The 24,547-nt window shown below is 58.6% G+C and carries 26 protein-coding genes; 3 read left to right on the plus strand and 23 right to left on the minus strand.

Translation table 11 applies throughout. From position 1 onward, the window contains the following. Positions 1-43 precede the first annotated feature (43 nt). The 4 genes from IC609_RS11210 to IC609_RS11225 all read right to left on the minus strand — a co-directional run bounded on the left by IC609_RS11210 (position 44) and on the right by IC609_RS11225 (position 1,749). Positions 44-445 (minus strand): hypothetical protein, encoded by a 402-nt coding sequence (locus tag IC609_RS11210; protein ID WP_191819575.1) that lies wholly within the window; start codon positions 443-445, stop codon positions 44-46. Further along, positions 442-702: a hypothetical protein gene (locus IC609_RS11215; protein WP_191819576.1), complete on the minus strand. Its 261-nt coding sequence runs from the start codon at positions 700-702 to the stop codon at positions 442-444. The genes IC609_RS11210 and IC609_RS11215 overlap by 4 nt, the downstream gene beginning before the upstream one ends. Then, positions 699-1,406 carry a DNA methyltransferase gene (locus IC609_RS11220; RefSeq protein WP_191819577.1) on the minus strand — a complete coding sequence of 236 codons (708 nt, stop codon included), beginning with the start codon at positions 1,404-1,406 and terminating at the stop codon, positions 699-701. Before IC609_RS11220 ends, IC609_RS11215 begins: the two co-directional genes overlap by 4 nt. 178 nt (positions 1,407-1,584) lie before the next feature. Continuing rightward, the gene (locus IC609_RS11225) at positions 1,585-1,749 is read right to left on the minus strand and encodes a hypothetical protein (protein WP_191819578.1); all 165 of its coding nucleotides are present in this window, start codon (positions 1,747-1,749) and stop codon (positions 1,585-1,587) included. A 293-nt stretch (positions 1,750-2,042) separates the two neighbouring features. Between IC609_RS11225 and xerD the strand changes: the two genes are divergently transcribed. Beyond that, on the plus strand, positions 2,043-2,951 hold the full coding sequence (xerD, locus tag IC609_RS11230) for a site-specific tyrosine recombinase XerD (RefSeq protein WP_191819579.1): 909 nt from the start codon (positions 2,043-2,045) through the stop codon (positions 2,949-2,951). Between the two features lie 56 nt (positions 2,952-3,007). Here the strand turns inward: xerD and IC609_RS11235 are convergent, their stop codons facing one another. The 4 genes from IC609_RS11235 to IC609_RS11250 are packed head-to-tail and all read right to left on the minus strand — an operon-like array spanning position 3,008 to position 6,938. After that, a complete protein-coding gene (locus tag IC609_RS11235) occupies positions 3,008-3,799 on the minus strand; it encodes a hypothetical protein (protein ID WP_191819580.1) in 792 nt (263 codons plus the stop codon). A gap of 3 nt (positions 3,800-3,802) precedes the next feature. Then, complete coding sequence (locus IC609_RS11240; protein ID WP_191819581.1) at positions 3,803-4,540, minus strand: hypothetical protein; 738 nt, start codon at positions 4,538-4,540, stop codon at positions 3,803-3,805. After that, on the minus strand, positions 4,537-6,498 hold the full coding sequence (locus tag IC609_RS11245; protein ID WP_191819582.1) for a hypothetical protein: 1,962 nt from the start codon (positions 6,496-6,498) through the stop codon (positions 4,537-4,539). The genes IC609_RS11240 and IC609_RS11245 overlap by 4 nt, the downstream gene beginning before the upstream one ends. Positions 6,499-6,509: 11 nt before the next feature. Further along, positions 6,510-6,938 carry a hypothetical protein gene (locus IC609_RS11250; RefSeq protein ID WP_191819583.1) on the minus strand — a complete coding sequence of 143 codons (429 nt, stop codon included), beginning with the start codon at positions 6,936-6,938 and terminating at the stop codon, positions 6,510-6,512. Between the two features lie 153 nt (positions 6,939-7,091). On the opposite strand from IC609_RS11250, the gene IC609_RS11255 reads away from it, so the two are divergent. Next, on the plus strand, positions 7,092-7,496 hold the full coding sequence (locus IC609_RS11255; protein ID WP_191819584.1) for a hypothetical protein: 405 nt from the start codon (positions 7,092-7,094) through the stop codon (positions 7,494-7,496). A 4-nt stretch (positions 7,497-7,500) separates the two neighbouring features. On the opposite strand, the gene IC609_RS11260 is transcribed toward IC609_RS11255, so the two are convergent. Genes IC609_RS11260 through IC609_RS11310 form a run of 11 tightly spaced genes read right to left on the minus strand, consistent with a single transcriptional unit; the run spans position 7,501 to position 16,457 of the window. After that, positions 7,501-8,364 carry a hypothetical protein gene (locus IC609_RS11260; protein WP_191819585.1) on the minus strand — a complete coding sequence of 288 codons (864 nt, stop codon included), beginning with the start codon at positions 8,362-8,364 and terminating at the stop codon, positions 7,501-7,503. Beyond that, positions 8,357-8,812, minus strand: coding sequence for a hypothetical protein (locus IC609_RS11265; RefSeq protein ID WP_191819586.1), 456 nt, complete (start codon positions 8,810-8,812; stop codon positions 8,357-8,359). Before IC609_RS11265 ends, IC609_RS11260 begins: the two co-directional genes overlap by 8 nt. Next, complete coding sequence (locus IC609_RS11270) at positions 8,809-9,789, minus strand: phage Gp37/Gp68 family protein (protein WP_191819587.1); 981 nt, start codon at positions 9,787-9,789, stop codon at positions 8,809-8,811. The genes IC609_RS11265 and IC609_RS11270 overlap by 4 nt, the downstream gene beginning before the upstream one ends. Further along, positions 9,786-11,510, minus strand: a complete 1,725-nt coding sequence (locus IC609_RS11275) for a DNA cytosine methyltransferase (RefSeq protein ID WP_191819588.1) — start codon at positions 11,508-11,510, stop codon at positions 9,786-9,788. The genes IC609_RS11270 and IC609_RS11275 overlap by 4 nt, the downstream gene beginning before the upstream one ends. Continuing rightward, on the minus strand, positions 11,507-12,202 hold the full coding sequence (locus IC609_RS11280) for a DUF2786 domain-containing protein (protein ID WP_191819589.1): 696 nt from the start codon (positions 12,200-12,202) through the stop codon (positions 11,507-11,509). Before IC609_RS11280 ends, IC609_RS11275 begins: the two co-directional genes overlap by 4 nt. Continuing rightward, on the minus strand, positions 12,199-12,795 hold the full coding sequence (locus IC609_RS11285; RefSeq protein WP_191819590.1) for a hypothetical protein: 597 nt from the start codon (positions 12,793-12,795) through the stop codon (positions 12,199-12,201). Before IC609_RS11285 ends, IC609_RS11280 begins: the two co-directional genes overlap by 4 nt. After that, positions 12,792-13,073 carry a hypothetical protein gene (locus tag IC609_RS11290; RefSeq protein ID WP_191819591.1) on the minus strand — a complete coding sequence of 94 codons (282 nt, stop codon included), beginning with the start codon at positions 13,071-13,073 and terminating at the stop codon, positions 12,792-12,794. Before IC609_RS11290 ends, IC609_RS11285 begins: the two co-directional genes overlap by 4 nt. Continuing rightward, complete coding sequence (locus tag IC609_RS11295) at positions 13,060-13,665, minus strand: STY4526/YPO1902 family pathogenicity island replication protein (protein WP_191819592.1); 606 nt, start codon at positions 13,663-13,665, stop codon at positions 13,060-13,062. Before IC609_RS11295 ends, IC609_RS11290 begins: the two co-directional genes overlap by 14 nt. After that, the gene (locus IC609_RS11300; RefSeq protein ID WP_191819593.1) at positions 13,662-15,383 is read right to left on the minus strand and encodes a ParB N-terminal domain-containing protein; all 1,722 of its coding nucleotides are present in this window, start codon (positions 15,381-15,383) and stop codon (positions 13,662-13,664) included. The genes IC609_RS11295 and IC609_RS11300 overlap by 4 nt, the downstream gene beginning before the upstream one ends. Further along, entirely contained in the window at positions 15,380-15,577 is a 198-nt protein-coding gene (locus IC609_RS11305; protein WP_191819594.1) for a hypothetical protein, read from the minus strand. The genes IC609_RS11300 and IC609_RS11305 overlap by 4 nt, the downstream gene beginning before the upstream one ends. 1 nt (position 15,578) lies before the next feature. After that, positions 15,579-16,457, minus strand: coding sequence for a ParA family protein (locus IC609_RS11310; RefSeq protein WP_191819595.1), 879 nt, complete (start codon positions 16,455-16,457; stop codon positions 15,579-15,581). A gap of 279 nt (positions 16,458-16,736) precedes the next feature. Here IC609_RS11310 and IC609_RS11315 point away from each other — a divergent pair, with 279 nt between their 5' ends. Next, positions 16,737-19,007: a xanthine dehydrogenase family protein molybdopterin-binding subunit gene (locus tag IC609_RS11315; RefSeq protein ID WP_191819596.1), complete on the plus strand. Its 2,271-nt coding sequence runs from the start codon at positions 16,737-16,739 to the stop codon at positions 19,005-19,007. Between the two features lie 31 nt (positions 19,008-19,038). Here the strand turns inward: IC609_RS11315 and IC609_RS11320 are convergent, their stop codons facing one another. From IC609_RS11320 to IC609_RS11335, 4 genes are all read right to left on the minus strand, one after another. After that, on the minus strand, positions 19,039-21,516 hold the full coding sequence (locus IC609_RS11320; protein WP_191819597.1) for a penicillin acylase family protein: 2,478 nt from the start codon (positions 21,514-21,516) through the stop codon (positions 19,039-19,041). A 71-nt stretch (positions 21,517-21,587) separates the two neighbouring features. After that, positions 21,588-22,499 carry an LD-carboxypeptidase gene (locus IC609_RS11325; protein ID WP_191819598.1) on the minus strand — a complete coding sequence of 304 codons (912 nt, stop codon included), beginning with the start codon at positions 22,497-22,499 and terminating at the stop codon, positions 21,588-21,590. Positions 22,500-22,514: 15 nt separating this feature from the next. Next, a complete protein-coding gene (gene tadA / locus IC609_RS11330) occupies positions 22,515-23,921 on the minus strand; it encodes a tRNA adenosine(34) deaminase TadA (protein WP_408611030.1) in 1,407 nt (468 codons plus the stop codon). After that, a complete protein-coding gene (locus IC609_RS11335) occupies positions 23,891-24,505 on the minus strand; it encodes an FMN-binding negative transcriptional regulator (protein ID WP_191819600.1) in 615 nt (204 codons plus the stop codon). Before IC609_RS11335 ends, tadA begins: the two co-directional genes overlap by 31 nt. Between the last annotated feature and the right edge of the window lie 42 nt (positions 24,506-24,547).

Here is a 24,547-nt window from a genome sequence, read left to right on the forward strand (position 1 = left end):
AGTCAGAAGTCCTGCGGGTCAAATTCGGAAAATTCTTCGGAGTTCATCCCAACCTCGCGACATAGCGGGCGTATGAATAGCCCTGAAAATCAATGAACAAGATCGGCCGCCCCTCGGCCGCCACCATCACACAAACAGCACCACCCGCGACCCCAAACGCCGGCAACGCATCGCGAGCCTGTGCGAGCCATGCTGGCGCGTCGGCGCAAAGTCGGCAAGCGAAAGCGTCGAATTCGCCAGGCGTCACATGCACGCGCTGCGCGACGTAAACGGTTTGAAGCCCACCTCCTCCCAGCTCTGACAAGTCAGCCGCTTTGCGGGCAAAGGGCAAAGCCATGGGCAGGCATTGCAGTGTCACCACCCCTGAGTGGGTGGTGAACTGCTCCGCCTCGAAGATCAGCCGCAGGCTGATCGAATCTGCATCGAAGTCCACCAGGTAGTTCATGACGACTTACCCCCAAGCTCCGTCATGACCTCGCAAGCCAAAGCCTGCATGTCCACCGTGCCAGTCGCGATCGCGTGCAACTCCGAATCAGAAAATACCCCGACGATGTGCGCAGCACGTTGATCGATTTCGCGTTGCGCCATTTCTGGCCAATGTGCAAAGTTCGCCAGTTGCTCCAGGGCTGTCAAATTCTGCCCCCCGTATCCACGCAGATAGTCACGGATGTGCGATTGAATTTCTTGGGTCCGCTTGCTCATGCTGCGCGCTCCATGTAATGGACGCTTGCGCTGCTGGCACGTTCGCGCTCCAGATACGCCGTCTGGCCAGCGCTGAAACTGTGGAGCCTGCGCAAAGCAACACCGTGGTAGTTGGGGTCCAGCTCAATGCCAAGGTACTGCCGGCCCAGAGAGCGGGCGGCCACCAAGGTTGACGCTGAGCCTGCAAACGGGTCCAACACCAGCCCACCACGCGGGCAAAACGTCTCAATCAGCGGCGTGAGCACACTCAGGGGCTTTTCCGTGGGGTGATGCCGATTGCCGGAATAACTCCAGTCGATCACATCCCCAATAGGATGTTCAGGCGTGCGAGGCGAACCCTTGGCCAGCAAATAGGCGTTTTCGTGGCTGTAGCGCATCAAACGCGAAGCCGAGGCATACCGCTTCGGAAAGGTGATGTGCCCAACAATGCGAAACCCTGCGGCTTTCCACGCGGCATAAAACAAATCTGTCTTGGTCCACCCGTAGAAGCTCACACATAGGGAATCAGGTTTGAGCACCCGGTACGCCTCACGAAAAGCGGGCATCAGCCAATCAGCCTCAATGTCGTTTTGGATGGTGCGGCCGCTGCGGTCCTTGTAGCCCACAAGGTACGGCGGATCAGTCAGGATGAAATCTGCGCATGACGCGGGCAGTGTGGGCATGACCTGGCAGCAGTCACCCAGAATGAGGCGGTTAAATTGCATGAAGCTCTCCGGTTGCGTCAGCGGCGGGAACTTCCTTCTTGGAAATCAACCCACCAGGCGCCCGGTGCTGACACAACGAAATGAGCGCATGCCCGAAGCAGCCCCCGGAAATGGCGAGGAGCAACGGTTGGACACGTATAAAAAGTGAGTGGGTCCCGCAGGGACGACACGAACGGCTTTATGCCGTGGCCAGACGGTGCAGGCACACCTGACAAGAGATGGCCTGGTTGGCGCTGTGCAATAAAAATGGCAACGCCATTGCACGGCGACGGCCAGGACAGCTCTTGACGCGCGAAGCGCTGGTGTGCCGGTCCTCGACAGAGCCGGGGGAAGATTCGGGCATGCGCTCATTTCCCACGCAGACCACGAGTTGAAATCCCCGCCCTGCGGCGTAGACGCATTCACATTCAGCGCCAGGAGGAGCGAAGCGGATCACTGGCGCCACGAGGCGGGTTCGATCCGGTTGTACACTCTAGCCATCAAAGCGATTGAATGCCGTCCAGTAATGAGCACCCATGTGCGCTCATTACCAATCCGTCAGTGATATGACCGCAGTGAGTCCGCAGGCGCACGCCCTCTCTTGGGCCTGGCGTGTACCTGGTCTTAAATCTCAAGCCCTCACCGGAAATTTGACGGATGCATCCCACTAGCCAGGACGCGATTGACCGATTTGCCGATGCGCTTTGGCTAGAAGATGGCCTCTCTTCCAACACACTGGCCGCCTACAAGCGCGACCTGACGCTACTGGCGCGCTGGCTGCACCAAGTTCAGGGCCTGGCCCTGCTGCAAACGCAGGAGCACCACCTGCAGATCTATTTTGCAGAGCGCCATGCCCATAGCAAAGCTACCTCGGCAAACCGGCGCCTGACGGTGATGCGGCGCTTTTTCCAGTGGGCATTGCGCGAGTCGCTGGTAGAGGTTGATCCGACTCTCAAGCTGTTGGCGGCCAAGCAGCCCTTGCGCATGCCCAAAACCCTCAGTGAAGCGCAGGTTGAAGCCTTGCTGGCCGCGCCTGCAGTGCACGAAGCACTGGGTCTGCGCGACCGCGCCATGTTGGAGCTGATGTACGCCAGCGGCTTGCGGGTGAGCGAACTGGTGGGGCTCAAGACCTTGCATGTATCGCAGGGTGAGTCGGTGCTGCGTGTGCAGGGCAAAGGCAGCAAGGAACGCCTGGTGCCATTTGGCCAAATCGCAGGTGAATGGTTGAACCGCTACCTGCAGTCAGCGCGTCCTGAACTATTGCAGGGCCGCCAGAGTGATGCCCTGTTTGTGACCAGCGCTGGCCCCACGCCGGGCACCGGCATGAGCCGTGTAATGTTCTGGAGCCTGGTCAAGCGCTATGCTTTGCAGGCGGGCATCACTGCGCCGCTGTCACCGCACACCCTGCGCCACGCCTTTGCCACGCACCTGCTCAACCACGGCGCCGACTTGCGCGCGGTGCAGATGCTGCTGGGCCATGCCGACATTTCGACCACCACCATCTACACCCATGTGGCACGCGAGCGCCTGAAGACTCTGCACGCGCAGCACCACCCCAGAGGATGATGAAGATGATGTGAACTTAAATGGCCAGCAGCTCGACGTTGAACCAATGCTCAATTTCACGATTTGAGGCATTTGCCTTGGCTATCCGGATTGATCAATTGCTCGAAATCGGTTTCTAAAAATCGTGCAATTGAGTCATGTGTTTTGGGTGCGAGTCGATATTCGCTCACCTTCCATTTTTTCCTTCCCCCGATTTCAAGCCAACCATTGCGTTCAAGCTGATCGATTTTGATTGCTAACACGTTGCGATGAATCTGGCGGCCTGTTAGCTCAAAATACATTTTTCCCATATTTTTGGGACCCGTAACAGCACCGAAATTAGCCTCATGGCTATGCGCGTCAATCAAAATGACCAAGCCAGCAGGATCATTAGCCACCCAATTGAGCTGGAGCGTGCTTATTGGGATTTGTGACCAATTCACTGTCTGCAGTAGCATGTTGAGATTGGACCAATTGAGGCACATCCTGCGCGTCCTGGTCTGTCGCTGCGCAACGCCCTCAAATACCATGGTCAGGAGTTTGGTCTCCAGCAAATACAGGAAAGCATGGTGGGTTGAACGCTTGGAGATTTGGAAATCCAGCACCACCCTGCGCTCCAGATCCGGCGTCTGAATGTGAGCGAAGAACTGTTTGCCCAAGCCATTGACTGATCGGTGGTGCTCACAAAAGGCCCAGAGAACTGCCGTTTGGGATCGGTTGCCACGACAGATCCAATTGAGGCGCAACAGCCGGGTGTGCATGTCCAAGGCATTGAATTGGAGCCACTGACGAACTTCTTCTTCGCTGAGATCACCATCGATCTCAATGCCAAGCACGCTCTTTGTCTCTCGAGGAAATTCAACTGCCATGAGTCATTGCACTTTCACATCACATTGATAAAAGGCCGCTACGGCATCTTCCAGCGCCCCAGGCACCAACCGCATACCCTTGGTGATGGGCACTTCCATGGATTGCCGCTCAATCAGGCCCGAAGCGCTCAACTTCATGGCCCAGCGAATGACGGTCTGATTCATCACGGCCTCTCCCAGCATGGGCCTGTACTGCGCCTCAATGTCTCTGGCCGATATCCGAGCAAAAGCTCCGGGATTGATCCTGGCATGCTCAGCCAACGCCAGCAGCACAGCCACGGCCGCCCGCTGGCCATGAGCCACCCAGTTCAACTCCAGCACATGCTGCTCTGGAAACGCCGTGGCCTGCCAACGCTCGCACACGGCAGGCCAATGCAGCCACATTTCACGTTTGACATTGTCCACATGCGGATGCACTCTCACCACACCGGAGTCGATCAGCTTGCGCATGCTGTCACAGATGCTTCTGGCTGATGTGCCAAACAAGCTGCCAAACAGGCGTGCTGCCTCATTGCTGGACTCTTCGCGGGCTGCGCTTGGCCCCAACTTGCCAAGCCGTCGATGGTTCTCAAACAACAACCACAGCACCGCCAGTTCAGAGCGGGATTCGACCATCCAGGCCAAATGCAACAAACGCTGATGAGGCGTCATGTCCGTGAGGGCATGCCACTGGTCAAGATCGTTCTGAGTGATGCCTTCCACGAGTCCAGCTCTGCGCTGGGTTTGTTCCACAATGGTCATGTCGACGATCCTTCCTGGCGTCCAGCTTTGTATTGCCTGAGCAAGGCCCGTGCCCTCTCCAGCCCCGCCTTTGCCTCGTCACTGAGCGCCACTGGGGTGTTCACAGCGGACGCGGCCGGATCTGCTGCAGGTTTCGGTTCTGCTGGCTTTGTTACGCCCATGGACTGGATCTGCTGTCGCACCAGGCGTCGCTTGCGGGCTTCATCTGCTCGCTCAAAAACCAAGCCACCGGGTGTCGCCTGGTGCCGCCGCACCAGCCCTCCCAGGTAAGGTAGCGCCGAGCGAACCACCCCGGCATCGAGGGCGCCCGCGAATTCGTCAATGATGTTTTGGGCGTCCACCAGTTGGCCGGTTTTAGCAAGCGAGGCAACAATTCGAGCTGCCTGCTTGCGTTCACGTTCACCCAGTTGTTCAGGCCATTGCCAGGATTGCCAGGCCTCGGACTGTGATGGCTCGGTCAATGCCCGCGCGCCGTCAGACCGTGTTTGTTGCTCAACTTTAGGCAAAGACACCACCACCACATTGCCGTCAGTTGAACCAGCACCTTGCAAAGCAGCCGAAGGCTGCACTGGGGACGATGGCGGCGGCGGCAAAGCCAACGCAGCATCCATCGGATCATTCAACGGTAAAACTGTCTCAGGTCTTGTTGTGGTGGTATTTCTGTATTCACCTTTGTAATCTTGGCGCACGCGCGACGCACGCGCATGTAGGCCTGCTAAAACCGGCCAACTGGGCGTGTTAAAACCGGCCAACTTGGACGCTGAAACCGGCCAACTGGTTTGCGAATTCTGGCCAACTGAATCAGAGTTATCCACAGTCCAGACAGGCTGGTTTTGATAGTCAGCCACATCCGGAGGGCTCGTTCGTGCATCTGAACCTGCCATTTGGGGAGAACTAAAGGGTTTTCCTTTATTTATGCCGCAATCTTGCGAAGTGGCGAGGGCCTCACCACTTCGCAAAGATGCGGCATCGTTCAATTCGCTCCCTTTGCTTGCAGAGTTGTCCACATTCTCAGTTGGCCGGTTTTGACATGCGGCCATGATTTTGGTGGGCGGCGTGCCAGTCATGTATTGACGCAGCCTTAGTTCCAGTTGCGCCATGTCGATGCGCACGTACAGCTGCTTGCGCGGGTGGGTCATCATGGCTTCATGCAAAACACCGATTTGGCACAATTTGTGCTTCGCATCTCGCTGCTGTGCGACGCTCAATCCGGTGTCCAGCTGTGTGGCGTCCGCTGCCATGCGAAACCAGCGGGTGTCCCAGGACAATTGCTGTTCCTGCACTGCTCTTTCTGATGGGACAGCATGGGACTGAGAGACTTGTTCCAGCAACTTGCGCGCGGCCCGTTCCTCAAAGCGTCGCTGGATGGCCAATGCCTTGGACAAGTAGATGGCACTGGTGCAGCTGCCTGTGATGTTCATCAGCACCCTGTAGAAGGCAAACTGTCTGCCCATCATGCTGCGGATGTGCTCCGTGTCAGAACGAATATCCAGCAATGACCATTGGACAGGCTCAGAGCGTACCAGCTGAGCAAGGTAAGCCCCCAGCACCTGCGGCACCACCCGATAGCTCAACCGCGCAGGCACGCCCGTTTTGGACTCCTGGATCAGGCCCAGTTCGACCAGGCGCGATCGTGCGGTGACTTGTTCGTGGCGCCCCAAGCCAAGCTCGATCTCGAGCTGGTCCCTGCTTTTGAACACCCATCCCTCATTGCTCATGATCTGGGCACCGCGACGGGTCCAATACACCAACTGGCTGAGAAACAGTGCCGCTTTGGGATCTCCTGTGATGCGGGCAAAGTTGATGTTGAAGGCAACAGCTTTGCTGGCCTCCAGCAAGGCCACCAAAGGCGGCGATGCAGCCGTGCTGGTGTTGATGCCCGAAGTCGGATCGGCACTGGCTCCTGGCCCTGGCCAGGCACCATGCTCGAACTTGCGGGACGTAGAAGACTCAGTCATGACGTCGGTATTCAGTGAGCAAGTGTCAACGGATTGACCTGGTCGTTTGGAATCTGTGAGCGCACCGAGCGCTGGCGTGCGGCCGCCAAAATGGCGTGTGAGATTCGGTCAAAGTCGATCTTCAGCTCTCGTCTGCCGGTTTTGCCGCGTCGATCACGGACCAAGCTTTGACTGAGCAGCGTCTTGTGAGCCATCTGCCGTTCTTTGTCAGCCAGGCCGCTGCGGTACTGAAGATCAGCGCCATCGACTTCAAACCAGCCGTCCAGCGTCAAGGGCTGAGACTCCTGCTGTTCCAAGTAGCTCGACAGCAACAGCGCCGCCATGGCAGAGCCAGTGATGTCCACAAAGCTGCGGTGAAATGCGATGGGTGGTTGAGCCACCAACAGCGCCAGTTCGGGCTCGCGCTCAAGGGCATCGATCAGGTCAACGGGTTGATTCATTTAGATTTCCTTTGCTCGATTTGAACGAACGATTTGGCATATTTTTGGAAGGGTGGGAAGTCTCTCCGCTGGGTATGATGGTGGCGGGCGCAAAGTTTCCAGCAGCGCGCCCACCACCTTCCCATCAACACCACCTTTTAGGAGAGACCCCCCATGAACAGCGATTTCAGACCTCAAAGCCATGCGACTTTCTCTGTGATTTCAGCGGCAGCATTGCTGATTTCGATCCCATTGTTTTTCTTCTCCAATTCGCCATTGATCTTTTTGTCCACTGCGGCAGTTTTAACAACAACCGCATGCATCATTTATTTCACCGACATCTTTGATTTCAAAATCAATAAGACTTATTACCCGGTTATTGCCGCGCTGTACTTCATTGACATCATTCCGATTCTGGATGCGTTCGGTATTCATGGTGGTTACAAAAGTGAATACCTGAACTTTCCTCAAACAATCGAATGGTATGCCACAGCTTGGATGCAGCTGCTCCTGGTGGTCGGTGTTTTGATTGCAGGTCATTCAATGGTCAAATGGGTTGATCGCAAAAATTGCTATTGAGCAATCATTGATCTTGGCACAGTGAATTGATGAGCCTCAAATGCTGAATGACTCGATCTTTTCTTTTTGATTCATCAATTGGCAAAATAATCATCAAGTCCTTCAGCACATAATTTTGATCACCATTTTTTTTGCCAAAACCGAACCCATAGGAGTATGCCCCTTTTGGATAATTACCGTTGTACACCGTATATTCTGTTGATATCGGCCAAGCTGCAGCTGTTTTGTAGGAGTCTCGAATTGTGATTTCTTTGGATAATTCATTTTTAACAAGACGCGACAATACAATTGGGTTCTTTGAGCATCGCTCGTAATCATGCCAAAACAATGTGTCAGGAGCGTATTCACCCATCTCTGAATATTTTGGAAATCCAAAATTCTCAGCATCAATATATTTATTTGCCTCAGTGATATCGGCATTGGTCGCCAGGGAAATAATTTTATCAATATCTTGTTTGACTGAATGACTTGAATAGAACATCCCTCCAAAGGTCAATGCAGCAAAAACAATAACCGAAGACACAATGATCCAGTTGTTTTTTACTGTGATCAAACCCATTGCTTCTTCTGGATTATTCGACTTGAAAATGCTCAATAAAATAAATAGACCACCGAATAAATAAAAAATAATAGCAATCCAGGGCCAGAAATTATCTGGCGAGAGCATTTCAGTCACAATCAGCATTGCTGCAGGTACAGCGATTAATCCAACCATGAATTTCTCTTCTGAAACCGCTAATTTTTTCAAACGTATCAGTCCATAGGAAAAGGAAAATACAAGCGCTCTCATCGCCAGGCTTTTTGCCTCAGCGTGATCCATGGCTTGGGCATTTGGAAAAATAGGCTTTTGCATGTTTGAATCATTCATTTGGGATTCCTTTGGTTGGGACACTTTCCCGAGCAACAAGTTGAGCAAGCCGCAACAGTTCGGCGCACATCTTGTCATGCGACCATTGTTTTCTTGACCACCAAGAGAACCACTGTCTGTTGAGGCGGATATCACTGGGGCGAAGGGTGTATTGCAATGAGCCGTCCTCTCTAAACCCTGCGGTCAACACCCAGTTGAACTTCAGGTATGGCGAGCATTCGATCAGTCTGGACAAACTAAAAGCAATGTCCTGGGGCGCAATAAAGGTGACAAAAGGCTTGGCTTCACGCCCAGGGTGTCCCTCACATGACCACAAGGTGTAGGTGTCTGGCAGCGCATTGAGCGCATCGCAGAGCGGCCGAACGCCAGGCTCAACTGGAGCCAGGCTTGCTGGCCAATTTGGAGGATCAATTGCTGGATACAGCGCAGCGCCGGTTTTCGTGTTCATACGGGGACCTCGCTAAAGTCACGACCATCCAGCATTCGGCCCGCAGCCTTTTTGCCAACCCACACTGTTTGCTCTACACGTTGGTTAGCATCGACACCCTGATAACTGTCATGGAATGAACCATCAAGCTGCACGTGCACCATGCGACGGCTCGTCGTCAGAACGGCAGTACCTTCGTCGCAAAATTGCCACTCGCCATGCTGTTTAAAAAAGAAGGGAACGGCAGCTGCCTGGCATTGATCGCGCAGCGAGCGGACCCACTGCGGATGCATGGGGCGGGCACCATGGCCAGATTCCCCGCCAACAATGACCCAATCCACACGTGGGTGGTGGTCCAGTGGCAAGGGTTCGAAGTGGGTTTCATGAAATCCACCACCTTGGAGCACATCCAGGACACGCGAGCCAGCCTGCACCTGTGAGAGGTCCACCGGCCCAAGCAACGGCTCCATGCTCAGGAAGCGCCTCGCGGCAGGCACGGCCAGCAGCTTCGGGATGTCTCTGTCAGCTTCTTCCTGGTTGCAGATCGTTGCACCTATCCAAACGTTGGACGGGATGTTGTCGGCCCAACCTTCTCGTTGGTGGTACACAGCGCGGAATGAAGTCTCTAGCATCGCCGAGGCGTTACCGATGCGCTTTGTGAGGAGCAGCCAGTCCAGGTGCGGTGTCTCACAGATCAGCTTCATCAGTTCAATCCGCCACTGCGCCGGCACCGCGCTATCGAACACATCGGCGAGGCTTGAACAGAACACTCGGTACCGGATGCCAAGCCTCTTGGCATCGGCGTTCCACCTGGTGGGCTGCCGCCAGTTCGCATCGCTGGTGCGCCGGCGCTGCGCGTGGGCGCCCCACTGCACCATGCCGCTGCGCTTGGCCCACCCTTCTGCATAGCAATGGTCGCACGCAGGCGAAACCTTGGTGCAACCCACCCACGGATTGAACGTGTGGTCAGCCCATTCGATCTTGGTGTCCTTGCTCATCCTTGCTCCTGTGTTGCCACACTCAGTGCTGCCGCCACCGGGCGCACCCACACGGGCTTAGCCGACAAAGAAAACGTCTCACCCGACCAGGCCAGCAGCAGGGTCTCGCCCATCACCTCTGCAATGGCTTCAGCAGCAGCGCTGGGGACGGCATTGCCGATGCGCTCACGCCATTCCTGGTCGTTTTCGCCCTGCAGTCGCCAGGGCACCCAAGTGTCCTCGGGGTCGATCAAGCTCTGCAGTGCCGCCAGCTCCAGCGTTGTGAATGGACGGTGTCGTGTGCCGTCGAGTGACCAGATGACGGCATCGAGCTTGTCAGTGAGACTCGGCATGCGTGGATCTGCTACAGACCAGCGACCGTTGTCATGCCCCGCCGATGCACTCACCGCCCCAGCCGGTCCTGTCCAGGGCACCACACCGTAGTGGCCTGCAGTCAGGTAGTGGTCGCCTTTGGCACGACTCAAGCCCGAGCGTGGATCTGCCACTGCAAAGGCCCCCTGCCCCGTGGTGCTGCCACTGATGACCGTGCCGGTGGGCGACCCAAAAGGCGTCACCGCGTATTTGCCAAACGATGGCCCCTCACGTCGCGGATCTGCGACGCATTGGCCACTGCCATGAGCACTGGTCACGGCGCAGGCCGAGTCATCCCAAGGCACGATCCGGAATTCATTGCTGTGCTTGGCCGGGCCGGCATGGCGCGGATCTGCCACGCTGTAAGCACCCTGCAGCGGCCCTTGCTGGCCGGCAATGGCGCCAGTGTGCTCACTCCACATGCGAACGCCCAGCGCTTGCCCGTCCTTCCACTTGGCTGACTGCTCAAAGCGAGGATCTGGCACACCAAGGGTCGGATGCTGCGAAGGCACGATCAGGTAGTCGCGCAAGTGCCCGTTTTCTACAACCAGCTTGTTCAGGCTGCGCCAATCGCTGCCAGCCTCCACGAATGCCAACCGGACCCATGTTTTCCACGCCAAGCGAGGCATGCGGTGCATGGGCCCGGCCAGCTCGGCGCCGGGCATGGGCATACGCCCGAGCACATCGCCCACAGCGCGCAGCGGCTTGGTGTCGGGCTGGTACAGGAAAGGCTGCACCTTTTCCATGTGCCGCGCCACCAGCAAAAACCGCTTGCGGCTCTCTGCCAGGCCGCCCAGCTCCCCGCAGTCATGGGTGGTTTCGGCCACCGCGTAACCATAAGCACGCAGCAGGTCACCGATCTGATCGAGCAGGTGGCGACCACGGGTTGCGATGCGGGGCACATTTTCAAAAATCACCAGCTCAGGCGGATCGTCGCGCCATGCCTCCAGCATGAGCCATACACCGCGCAGCGTAAGGCGGTTCAGCGCCTGGTACTTGTCGGTCTTGCTTTTGCCCGCGGCCAGCAACCCCGAGAACCCTTTGCAGGGCGCCGAGAGAAAGACGATGTGGGGGCGTTCCCCACCGGCCGCTCGCTGGATGTCGGCAGCAGTGGCCTCCTTCCAGCCCTGGGGCGGATTGCAGCCATGGAAGGTCACGTACTGTTCGCGGTCGAACAAGTCGAGCACTGTGCCTTTGGTGCCGGTCAGCTGCTCGAAGTCGTGCATGGCGCCGGGGTCAACGTCAATTCCGCCCAGGCACCTAAAGTTGCCCTGCAGCTGACCCGCACGCGGCTTGGCCTGGTTGAAGCCCTTGGCGCCGCCGCCCAGGCCTGCGAACAGATGAAAGTGAAGGATCTCAACGGAGGTCATGCCGAAATCCTTTCCATTTGGCTTGACTGGTGCCCCATGCCGTGATTGAGTCGAACTACTTTTCCCTGCTCACTGCCTGCCAAGTAATCCGCGATTTCCCGATCGCTGAGTTTTTTGCCTTGATTCCTGTCTTGAGTTTTCAACGCTGACAGCTCTGGATATCGAACAGCAATAAATGCATTGATGGCTTCAGTGCGCTGCGTGTCGGCTGCCAATGCAGAGATCGTGCTGGAGACAGATCGAACCCACCCTTCACAGAATAGGTCTGCTCGACGGGTTTTGGTGACGGCCTTGCACCGGTTCAGCTTGGTTTCGATGTGCTCAGCACGAGCCTTCTTGACCTGTCTGAGCAAAACCGTAAAGGCGTACTGTGCAATCTCCGGTGCCGCACCGCATCCGATGTAGCTCCACCGTCCACCATCCCACTCTTGGCAGAAAATCAAGCGGCAACCAAAAGCTGAGGCGACGTCGCTGGCCAGCATGTTTTCCCAACCTGCAGGTCGACGCCTTGCGCTTGCCCTGGCTCGACGCTCTTCTGCTTGAGCGGCTTTGACATCAACATCGGTGATGCCGTGAAGTTCCATGAGCTTTTGTGCCTGACGCAGCGCGATGGCCGCTTCGTGCTCGTTGGAGCTGCTGGACAGCGCCATGCACTTCCTGATTTTTTCCAGGATCTTGTCGTGCTGGGTCATGACTGCCCCTCGGTATTGCTCCAATCGGGGTAAGCACGTTCAAACCATTGTTCGGCATACTCCCGCTCATCACTGCCGTTGGAGCTGTAGCCGTCTTCTCGTGGTAGGACGAAGTAGTTTTGAAGCCCGCAAAGATCAGCAATGAACCCTTCGAGGACATCTTTAGCCGTCAGCCCACGGCTCTCACACATCGCGATCAACTCAGGCGGAATCAGCAGCTTCAATTCTTGTGTTTGATCAGGGATGAACTTCCCCTCTATGCCAGGAACAATGACTTCACTGGCGAAGATGCGTCTACCTTCTCGATCTCCATCGAGCTGCCAAATGATTCCGCCGCATCTGCCGTGTCTTGGTGCCCCACTTGATGCAGGGTGAATGTCACCGACTTTACGCAGCCTCTGTTCGACGTACTCAGAAAACCTGAGATCGCCAGAAGAAAACTGGATGAGCACACCACGGCGACCTTCTGTCCATGCAACCGAATCGTCCGCAACGATTTCTTGCCCGTCAGGCAGCAAAAACACCGTTTGTTTGGTCTGCTCATCAACGCGCTTGACGATGACATCGTAGATTTTGCGGCTGGAGGCGATCATGGCTTTCTCCCAGATGTAGTTGCGCGATCAATGATGTAAAAGACCTTGGATTCCCGGCCATCGGCCCGAACCCAGCCGAGTTGGACCAGCTCTTGCATGAATTTCTGGACCTCCTGCAGGCTCCAGGTGGGTGTCCAGTGATTGGTCAGTTCAAACACGCTCATAGGGCGCTGTTTTTCGGCCAGCGTGCGCAGGAGCATCTGCTGTTCCATGGAGAGTGCCGTTACCGCCGTGCTCATGCTTGGCGCAATGCGGATACTTGGATTAATCGCGGTCATCACGCCCCTCCTTCACGATGACCTTATAGAGGCTGTTGAGGCCGTACTGAGGAAACTCGTCCGCCAAGGCAATCCACAGATCCGCAGCACGCTCTGTGAATTTTTGGTTGATTCGCTCCCAGGCAGCATGAATGTTCAATACTGCTGAATCCGGGATCGATTTGGGCCTGGTTTTCACAACCACACCAAGATCCTGGCGAAGCAATGCCAGTTCGGCGCGAGAGACCTTGAAAAGCTCATGCAGCAGTTCAAAGTGCGCCTGACGCATCACGCAGTACCTCAGCGCTGCCTGCCGCCACTGTTTTTCCTCCAAAGAAAGGCCTTGGATCAGAATGCCGGAGAGATCGACCCAAACGGTCATGCGCTCAAGCGCGGTCGCCATGGCGCGATCAGCCCCCTCCATGCCTGTCAATGCTTTGCGTACGGTCTCACTAAGTAAGTCCGGTTGCAACAGCAATTCGGCCACCACAGCGCGTGCAATGGTTGGCGATGCGATTTCCACAACATGTGGTCTGCCGTGGGTATCGGGTGCCGCAGGTAAAGCTGCCTGCTTGCTCGTCGGATTTAATCTGGATGCTGGTGTTGCGCTCATGACACCCCCCGGCATGCTTTCCAGTTGGCACAGGCATCGATGAGGGCTAAGGTCACTTGATGCAACGGACTGCGGCGCTCGGTCAAAATGTGCAACAACAAGACTGCCAAGTCGACAGGCTGTCCACCGAGCCTCTCGCGCAGCGCATTCTCGAACGCCTGTGCATCCAGAATGATGGTAGAAAACGTGCCCGGCCCCTGCCGAATGGCTTCGCTAACAATCTGGCCTGTTTGGGGATCGATGAGCCGTTCGGCAACATGAGGCTGCCCCTGTTCGGACAGTCCCGCCAAAAGCCACCAGGCCTGCACCGCGATGTCATCCAGGCTAGCGCCCAGCTTGCCTGGTTCTGGCAGCTCCATGTAGAAGCCATAGGCCAGCGCGGGTGACTGCGATGGGGTGATCAGCTCGGCAATCCCCGCCTCGTCCCCAAAATCTTGCAGCGCATCCCACAGAACACGACGGGCCAAGCCCTCTTGGCCCTCTCGCTCCAGTGCCATCAACTCCTGCGCATTGAGTGGGCCTCCGTGCAGAGAAAGCATGCCCTGCCCTTGTGCGCCTCGTTGGGCAGGCGCTTTAGGCGGGCGTGGGGTCAGGCCTTGCACAACCGAAACGCCCGGGATTCCAGGCACATCCGTCGCGCGTGAGCGCGCCTGATCTATCGTGCGTTGCAGGTTCTGTAGTCCCTCATTCTGAGGAGGCTTGGCCAGAGGTGGTTGAGTTGCGCCGCCAAGCCCAAGCTCAACCGTGGGCGGCTCATCCTGGGCATGACCAGAACCTTCCTCGCTACGGGCTTGCTGCGCGAGTGTTTGCTCTTTGGCCTGCAGCAGTGCTTGCAGACCCTGCAAGTCGCGAATGGCACTTTCCTGATGGGCATGCAGGGCAGCCAACAGCGCCCCCCTGGAGCACCCAAACTCAGGTGCCATGCTGCCGACCATCTCGGCCACCAACAGCTCCGGACTGTATTCGGGGTGTTGCTGCACGCACGCACCCACCACCTGATCGCACAGGGCCTGGAATGAGTCCTTTGTTTTGTCTCTGTCCAGCAGCCACAGATCCTGAAATGCCTTGAATTTGGGACGCAAAATGCTGTGAACATGGTCAAACCCTAACGCCTGTCGCCACGGGCCCAGCTCACGCAAAAAGCACACCGCAAACTCGCTGTTGACCACCAGGTCGCGCGTGGCCTCCACGCCTCGACTTTTGAGAAGTTCTGGCAACGATCTTGTGCTGACAGGCTTCCCAGTTTCCTTCTCGATTTCTGCCTTGAGCGTGGTCAGACCTTCGGCCACATCCCAGAAGCACATCTCACTGCGACCGATGTTCTCCACCAGATGCGCAGCCAGAATCTCTGACTCGCTGACAAAGGGTACTTCGTGGAAATTGAGCTTGCCCCATTTCTGTGGGTTTTCGCGAGCGAGTTCCTGCAGGGCCTTGAGGCGGGTTTTCCCACCCCGTGCCAGGATGTACCGGTTGGTTCCGGGTCGCTTGGTGATGTAGAGCGCCGACTCCAGGCCTCGGATGCGGATGGACTCCTTGATTTCTTCGTACTTGGGGTTGTCGTGGTGCCGTGGGTTTTTGTCGTAAACCTCGACGTCAGTCACCGGCAATTCAATGACCGAGATGACATGGATCTCATCGGGCGACTTAGCTGCAAGAATCCGGTGTTTGGCGCTTGCCGTCATTGCCGCGATTTCATCAACGCTGATGCGCTTGTTCATGTCGGCTCTCCTTGCTGCTGCTCGAGCGTATTCAGACGGCGCGTCAATACGTTCTGCACCGTTGCCAACACTTCATCAATCTCTGAGCCATGCAGAACGATTTCACCCACCTCAAGCCTGGTTGTGCCGTGGTATGTGACCGCCCGCGCCAATTCATCCTTTGCGATTTGGATTTCCAACTGAAGGACGTCCATTTCAGACTCCTTGAGCTGCGTCGTGATCCTCGTGCCCCAATGGGGAACCTTCAGCCCAAACCCCCTTGAGATGAGGCAACAGTTCGTGCAGCAAGTGGTGCATGATCTCGTAACCACTGCGGCCGTTGCCGTTGGGTTTGTCTAGCATGTGGACTGGGGTGTTGAAGCTGCGCGCCGTGGGATAAACGGTGCTTGCTGGAATCACGGTGTCAAGCAATCGCACATTGGGATGCTGTCTGAAGTCGTTGCGAACAGCTCGGGCCACGCCCATGCTGTTGCGTGTACGGTCCATGCTGTTGATGAGCAAGCACAGCGTGCCTGAGCGTAGCTCGGCTGACAGATCTGACATGGCGTTGAGTTGGGCCATCATCTCCAGCGTCCCCGAGAGGAACTCGCTGTAATTCATCAGATCTGGCTTGATCGGGCTGATCATGATGTCGGCTGCCATGGCGGCGGTGCGCTGCAGCTCACCTGTGGCACCCTGCGTGTCGATGATCACGATGTCGTAGTTGTCACGCACCATCGGTTGACGTACTGCTCGCTTGAGCAAAATCAGGCGATCTTCGCGTTGCTTGAGCCAGTTCTGAGTTGCATCGGTCATGTTGGACACGATGATGTCCAGATGGCTATGGTCTGTGTGGCTAATGTCTTGAGCCGTGATCAGTCCGCCCGATGAGATCACCTGCGCCATGCCGGTGTTCGCGGGATCTTTGAGCTGGTAGTATTTGCTCAGTGCAGGCTGCACATCGCCATCAATGAGCAATGTGCGCAGGCCTAGCGCTGAAGTCAGTCCTGCCAGGTTGGCAGCCACTGTTGTTTTACCAACGCCGCCCTTTGTGGACACCAACGAAATGACGATGGTGTTGGGTTTGAGATGCATGAAATTTCTCCTTGACTTGGTCCATGTCCAGGAGAATGCAGTGACCTGATTTTTGCCCTATCTCACCGAAGCCAGAGGATCGAATTTCGAGTGCTCTTTTGACTGCTCTGTATATTATGTTAAGTAATCTATGGGGAATCTTCAATCAAGTCAACGCAACCCGGCTGATGGGCCAGATGGCGATGTCCTCTGTCGGACAACGCACTTGACCACGCGCACCAATTTCGGGCTTTAATGCAGGCAGTCGCCCAGACCGGGTTCAAAGCACAGGGTTCTCAGATGAAAATCAATCGGCGTTACCTCCTGATCGCGGCCACGCTGGCTGCGGGTGGCTATGTGGTGGGCTGCAGCACCGATCGACAACAACTTCGCAACACCCGCCTGCCGTTGGCGAAAGGCCAGATCGCCCTGAACGGCTGGATCAAACTGGGCACCGATGGCATCGTGACCGTGGTGCTTTCCAAGGCCGAAATGGGCCAAGGCATCCACACCGGGCTGATGATGCTGGTGGCCGAGGAACTGGACTGCGCCTGGGACCAGATCCGCACCGAAAACGCGCCCATCGATAAGCTCTACGGCAACATCGCCGCCATGGCCGATGGCGTGCCATTCCGCCCCGACGACCAGGGCCCAGTCGCACGCAGCATGCGCTGGGTCGTGTCAGGCATGATGGGCCAGATGGGCATCATGATGACCGGGGGCTCGTCGAGCACCAAAGACCTCTGGCTGCCCATGCGCGAGGCGGCAGCCGTGACGCGCGCCACCCTGGTCCAGGCCGTGGCCCAACAGTGGTCGGTGCCTGCCAGCCAAATCAGCCTGCAGCAAGGTGTTTTCAAGGGGCCCGCTGGCCAAACCGCCACTTTCGCCAACGCAGTGCAGTGGCTGGGAGCCGATCCCAAGCCCGCCGAACAATTCACCCTCAAAACCCATGCCGATTTCCAGCTCATTGGCAAGCCGATGCCACGCAACGACAGCGCGGCCAAAGTCGATGGCTCGGCGATGTTTGGACTGGATGTCAAGTTGCCTGGCATGCTGCATGCCGCCATCACCATGTCGCCTGTGCTCGGCGGCACGGTCAACACCGTGGACGACACCCAAGCCCATGCCATGCCCGGCGTGAAAGGCGTGCTGATCTTGCCTGCAGCGCACGGCAGCAGCGGTGGCGTGGCCGTGGTGGCAGAGCAGTATTGGCAAGCGCGCAAGGCGCTGCAAGCACTGAAGATCACCTACAACGATGGCCCCATGGCCATCATGTCCAGCAGCGATGTGCAGGCCCAATTGGCCAAAGCCGTGAAAGAAGACGACGGCTTCGGCTTCTGGAAAGCAGGCGATGTGCAGAAAGCGCTGAGCGGCGCCACCACCCAACTCGAATCCCAATACAGCGCGCCCTACCTGGCCCACGCCACCATGGAGCCGATGAACTGCACCGTGCTGTTTGATGGCAACAAGGCCACGGTCTGGGTGCCCACACAGGTGCCCGGCCTTGCCCGCCAGGCAGCCGCCAAGGCGCTGGGCCTGAAAGACGAACAGGTCGAGATGCAGCTGACCTACCTGGGCGGCGGTTTTGGCCGCAGGCTGGAAGTCGATGTGGTGGCACAGGCCGCCACGGTGGCCAAATCATTCAGGGGCCGCCCGGTGCAGTTGCTCTGGAGCCGCGAAGAAGACACACAACACGACTTTTATCGCCCGGCTTGCGTGTCGCGGTTCGAAGCCGGACTGGACGCTCAGGGCCGCATCGCGGCTTGGCGCAATGTCTCGGCAGGTCAGGCCATCACCCCCAACTTTTTGCCACGCAACGTGGGCATGCCCGGCATGGGCCCGGACAAAACCACATCCGAAGGTTCATACGATGTGGCCTACGAATTCCCCAACGTGCGCGTCGGCCACGTCACGGTCGATCTGCCCGTGCCCGTGGGTTACTGGCGCTCGGTCGGGCATTCGCACCAGGCGTTTTTCAAGGAAAGCTTTGTTGACGAGTGCGCGCATGCAGCCAAGGCCGATTCGCTGACCTACCGCCTCGACTTGCTGACCCAACACCCACGCCAAAAGGCCGTGCTGCAACTGGCCGCCAGCAAGGCGGGCTGGGGCCAGCCGCTCTCCCCTGCCCCCGATGGCGCCCGCAAAGCCCGGGGCATTGCGCTGCACGAATCCTTTGGATCCGTGGTGGCCCAAGTGGCCGAGGTGTCGGTGGATGCACAAGGCGCCATCCGTGTGCACCGTGTGGTGTGCGCCATCGATTGCGGTATGGCGGTCAACCCCAACACGATTGCACAGCAGGTCGAAAGCTCGGTGGCGTACGGTTTGTCGGCTGCGCTGTACGGCCGCATCGACATCGAGCAAGGGCGCGTGAAACAGTCCAATTTTCACGACTACCCTGCGTTGCGCATGGCCGAGTGCCCTGTGGTCGAAACCCACATCGTGGCCAGCACCGCGCACCCCGAAGGCGTGGGCGAGCCTGCCCTGCCCCCGATTGCCCCCGCTGTGGCCAACGCGGTGTTTGTGCTGACCGGAAAGCGCCTGCGCAGCTTGCCGCTGCAATTGAACGTCTGATGCAGCGCGCCTGATCCGGAGATACTGATCCTCAGGGCTGCAGCACCAGCTGGTGCCGCGCAGCGCCGGGCTGCATTTGCAAAGGCAGGTAGCGGCCGCTGGCCCAAAGCGGTGCCATGTTGCGGCTGCGTGGTGAGACCGGATGACCCGACTGCCCGGTCTGGTAGATGAAGCGCGACTGCTCCAGGTCCGCCAGATCGTAGATGGCCCGAAGCGAAGCGGCATGGCGGTTGGCAAAGGGCTCGGTCTTGTCATTGGCCCAGTACTGGCCCACATTGACGGTGAACAGGTCGCCCGCACTGTCAATGCGTTCGTCAAAGAGACGGCTGAGCACAGGCACCTTGCCAAACGGCTTGTGGCTGCTGACGGCCGGGTGCATGGCGGCCCAGCGCCATTGAGCAGGCCGGCTGCCCTGCAAGCGCTCGATGCGGGTCAAGGCCTTGTCGAAGGCCAGTGATGCCGCTTTATTGCAGCCTTGTGCCCCACACCAGAACGGATCAGGCCGCTCCAGGATGCCCAAGAGCCCCAGACGAAAATGCCGTTTGCCATAAAGCGTCTGAAACCGCACATCGCCCAAGGCCGGGCTGATCAGATCCACCGTGAGTTCATGTGCCCAGACGTTGAGGATCAAGCCCGCTGCCGAATCCCGGCTCATGCGGCCATCAAAGACCTTGAGCAGCGCCAAGGCCTCTCCACCCAGGCGGTGCGAAGGCTGCACCTTGAGGGCATAAGGCAGCAAGGCCTTGGCGCCCAACGACAGCACATCGTTCTGGATGCGGGCAAAGCTGTCGGTGTCGTGCTTATCTGTGGCCGCCAGCAGCTGCGTGATGCGGTCAAAGCGCTCGGGCGTGGTCCAGTCCGAACCGATGAAGTGTTTGTAGCCCTGAGGCAAGATGTTCTGGTTGGCCGTGGCCTGACCGCCTTTTTGTTCAATCTGTGCGTGGCTCAGTGTCGGGTTCTGGTCATACGGCAACCAACCCGTCCAGTCGTATTCCGGCAACCAGCCAGGCGCCGGGGCCACACCCTTCAGATCGTTGTTGGCGGCGCGCAGTGGGACTTTGCCTACAGCCTTGAACCCGACTTGTCCTTGCGTATCGGCCATGACCACGCTTTGCATGGGCGAGTGGTGCAGCGCAAAGGCCGACTGCAACTCGGCCACCGATTGCGCCCAATTGGCCTGCAAGCCCGCGTCCACCGTGCGGTTGTCGGCTTCGAGCGCCGACCAACGCAGGGCCATGGCGTAGCGCTGGGTGTTGAGTACACCTTGGTATTGCGGCTGCACGTCGCTCACCACCGGGCCATGACGGGTGCTGCGCACGGTGATGTTCACCGCGCCCTGCCCTTTGACCTGGATGACTTCCTGGCGGGTCTTGAATGCGCCCATGCCTTCAGGCAAGCGGTACTGCCCGGCGTTGTTCGGGTCGATCTCTTCGAGGTACAGGTCCTGCACATCCGGCCCGGTGTTGGTGAAGCCCCAGGCCACACCTTTTGTGCGGCCCAGCACCACAAAGGGCATGCCGGGCAGCGTTGCGCCAATCACGTCGAGTGCCGGGTAGCGCACACCACCCGCTTCCGCCACCGGGGCCTTGAGGTGCGCAAAGTACCAGATGGCCGGGGCGCTGAGCGCCAAGTGCGGGTCATTGGCGAGCAGCGGCTTGCCGCTGGCGGTGCGGCTGCCCGGCACCACCCAGTTGTTGCTGCCTTTGCCGTCGAGTGTGCCCACATCGCGCACCCAGTCTTGCGACCATTGTGCGACCGCATTGGCAGGCAGCGCCTGTGTTTTCGCCGTTTTGGGCACACTGGCGTGTGCACCAAGCTGCTCATAGAGGCTGGGCAAGTTCACCCAGGTGGCGGGGTTCTCACCGGGGTAGGCTGGCATCAGGTCCCAGAGTTGCTCATGGTTCAGCACTTGCGACGCGCTGAATCGGGCGAACTCGTTGCCCCAGTTGCCGCCCAGATCGAGTGCCATCATCAAGGCCCAGCCCACCGAATCTTCAGGTGTCCAGGGCATGCCCACCTTGCCGCCCGCCTTGACGCCCAGGATGCGGAATTCGGGCGAGCGACCCGCTGCGCCCACAGCGTGGGCTTGTGCAATGCCCTCGCTGTAGGCCTGCAGCGCAGCGCGTGTGGGTGCCGACAAGCCCTTGAGCTGCTCACGTGCTGCCTGCATGATGCCCAGCGTGCGCATCAGCTTGTCGGTGTCGAGCGTGGCCGCACCCAGGATTTCGGATAACTCGCCGCGCATCAGGCGGCGGTTGAACTCCAGCTGCCAGCCGCGCTCTTGTGCATGGATGAAACCGATGGCACGCCATGCATCCAATGCGCTGCTCGCCTCGATGTGCGTGACGTCTGACGCATCGCGGGTGACCCTGACTGCGGTGCCAAGACCCTTCAGGGATAACTGGCCATCGAGTTGCGGCAGGCTGCGCAAAGCGGCCACATTCAGCACACCGCCAGTCACCAACAAGGCCATCAGGGCCACCAGCCCAGCACGTGCCAACCACTTCATCGGGAGTCTCCAGTTTTATTATTCGGGCCACCTGTGCGGGTGGCTTTGAACACGCCCAGTTTGAGCCCGCTTTAAATGTGGCCCCAAACCATCAGTGCATCACGCGCTTCGGTGACCAGGTCCACCTTGGCACCCACCGGCAGCAAGACCTTGGTTTCGACATGGCCAAAAGGCAAACCGGTGAGCACAGGGGCCTTGGTCTGGCTGCGCAGCCAGTCGACCACCGTGGCCAGCTTGAAGCCTTTGTCGTGGGCCGGGACCAGCTTGTAGTTGCTGAATTGGCCAAACAGCACCGCCTTTTGCTGTGCCAACACACCCGCATGCAAGAGCTGTGTGAGCATGCGCTCGATGCGGTAGGGGTGCTCGCCCACGTCTTCGAGGAAGAGCACCCCACCCTTGACCTGCGGGAAATACGGCGTGCCCAAGAGGGAGGTCAGCACCGTCAGGTTGCCACCCCAGAGCGGCGCGTCTTTCACCACCACGCGGCGCTCGGCCTCGGCTTTGGGCAATTGCCAGCCCGTGCCTTCGCCTTGCTCCAGCAGCAGGTCGTCAAAGCAGGCCTGCATGATGTCGTCAGGCTCCTGCTCGGGGCCGAAGTCTTCGCCCAGGGCCGGACCTTGCCAGCTGATGCACCCGGTCTTGGCGTACACAGCCTGGTTGAACGCCGTGAAATCGCTCAGCCCAACGAATTGCATGCCGCCATCGATCGCTTTGGCGATCTGCTTGTAGGGCAAGGCAGGCAGGATGCGCGTGAGGCCATACCCGCCACGCGCGATCATGGCCACATCGGCCCCGCTGGCCGCAGCGCGGGTGATGGCCGCGACGCGTGTGGCGTCATCCCCCGCAAAACGCATGTGGCTGGCCAGCGCCGCCTCGTCCAGCTCCACCTGGTGCCCTTGGGCTTGCAGGCGCCTCACGCCCCGGCGAAAAGCCGCTTTGTCACGCACCGCGCTGGAGGGAGAAAAAATGTAAATGTGGGCCATGGGCAGTGTTCTTTTTCAGGGCTTGAAGTGTCGCACAGCTGCCTCGGCAATCACCCTGCCCTGCTCCTGCACAAAATGGCCTGCGTCAGGCAGCAGCATCGGCTCGGGACAGCCTTGGATCTGGCTTTGCAACTGGCGCATCACCGGCTCGCCCAGCACCGGGTCTTGCTGGCCAATGGCCATCAGGCTTTGCCCTTGCCAATCATCACGCCAAAAGGCCTGCGCTTGCCGAGAAATGGCCGCGCCGGGCGAGTCGACAAACTCGGGCACCATGGGAGGGAAAGCCCGCAGTGCAGCGCGAAAGCCTTTATCAGGGAACGGCGCGTTATAGGCCGCCGTCTCTTGCGGTGTCATGCCGGGGTTGCCGCGCTTGAACAGTTTGCCCACATCGAACAGCGGCTGGCTTTGGCACCAGTCGCGCCAGGCCAGAAAACCTGCACTGAGCGGCCGCTCGCCCGTGGCCAGGGTCGTGTTCATGACCAGCAGACCTTTGTAACACTCTGGCGCATCCATCGGCAAAGTCAGGCCCAGAATGCCGCCCCAGTCCTGCACCACCAACACCACGCGCTGCAAATCCAGCCGCTCGATCAGATCCAGCAGGGACTGGCGGTGGGTTTCAAACTGGTGAAAAGCGTCCTTCTTGGGCTTGTCGCTCTTGCCAAAGCCGATCAGGTCGGGGGCCACCACGCGGTGGCCCTGCGCCAGAAAGACTGGGATCATCTTGCGGTACAGGTAACTCCAGGCCGGGTTGCCGTGCAGGCACAGCCAGGTCAATGGCGCGTCCTTGGGGCCCTCATCCAGGTAGTGCATGCGCAGCCCGGTGATGCCGGGCAAGTCGCTGATGTAGTTCGGCTGCCAGGGGTAATCGGGCAGATCGGCGAACGCGGCGTCGGGTGTGCGCAAGGCGTCCTCGCGCACCGGGTCGGCATTCACGCGACGGGGTTTGAAAAAGTCCTTGAGCAATTGGCCACAGGCGTCGGCCAGTACGCCACCCGTGACCTGGGTTTGGTGGTTCAGCTGCGTGTGCCCGAACAGGTTGAGCACCGAGCCTGCCACGCCCGTGCGCGGGTCGGCCGCGCCAAACACGACGCGGTCCAGCCGGGCATGCAGCATGGCCCCGCTGCACATGGCGCAGGGCTCCAGCGTCACATACAGCGTGCAGCCGTCGAGCCGGTAGTTGCCTAGCACCCGCGCCGCTTCGCGCAGGGCCACGACTTCGGCATGCGCCGTCGGGTCGTGCCCGGCAATCGGGGCGTTTCGGCCTGCGGCGATCAGTTGACCGTCCTTGACGACCACAGCGCCCACAGGCACCTCGCCCGCAGCCGCTGCAGCGCGGGCTTGTTCGAGCGCCAGACCCATCCAGTGAGCATCTTGCTGCATGGTGTTCACGTTCAGGCCACCATACCGAGACGCTGCATCCATTGCGCGAGGGCTTTTTCCTGTTCACCGCCTTGAGCATAAGCCGCGTGCATGGCGGTATGCGATTCGGGGCGGTGCTGGTTGATCTTGACCTTGGTCTGCAGTTCAAGAATCTTCAATTCAAAAGCCACGATGCCGTTCAGCATGGCGTGGGTGTAGCTCTCTGGCAATGAGCGCCATTGTGCGGCGTAAGCAGGTTCATGACCGGCAATCAGCTGCTTGAGCAGTGCGTCCTTGGCTTCGTCACCCTCCAACATGCGGGCCTCGACACGGGCGTGCACCGCCAGGTAAGTCCAGGTCGGCACGCGCTGCAAATCGGGGTACACAGCCGGCGACATGTAAGCCTGCGGCCCCATGAAAGTCACCAAGGCCTGCGGCCGAGCTTCCAAGAAACCGGCATGCGGGTTGGCGCGGGCACAGTGGCCCAGCAGCGCCATCGGCTGACCGCCCTCTTCGATCAGTTTGAGCGGCAAATGCGTGACAAACGGAAAGCCATCGCCGTCGGTGGACACCAGACTCGCGAACGGGTGTTCGCGCATGATGGTCGCAGCGTGCTGGGGGTGGTTGAATTGCTGGGGCAGGTACATGAAAAGACTGTAGCAAAACAAAGGCACCCGAAGGTGCCTTGT

The organism is Limnohabitans radicicola (assembly GCF_014837235.1).
Classification (GTDB): Bacteria; Pseudomonadota; Gammaproteobacteria; order Burkholderiales; family Burkholderiaceae_C; genus Limnohabitans_A; species Limnohabitans_A radicicola.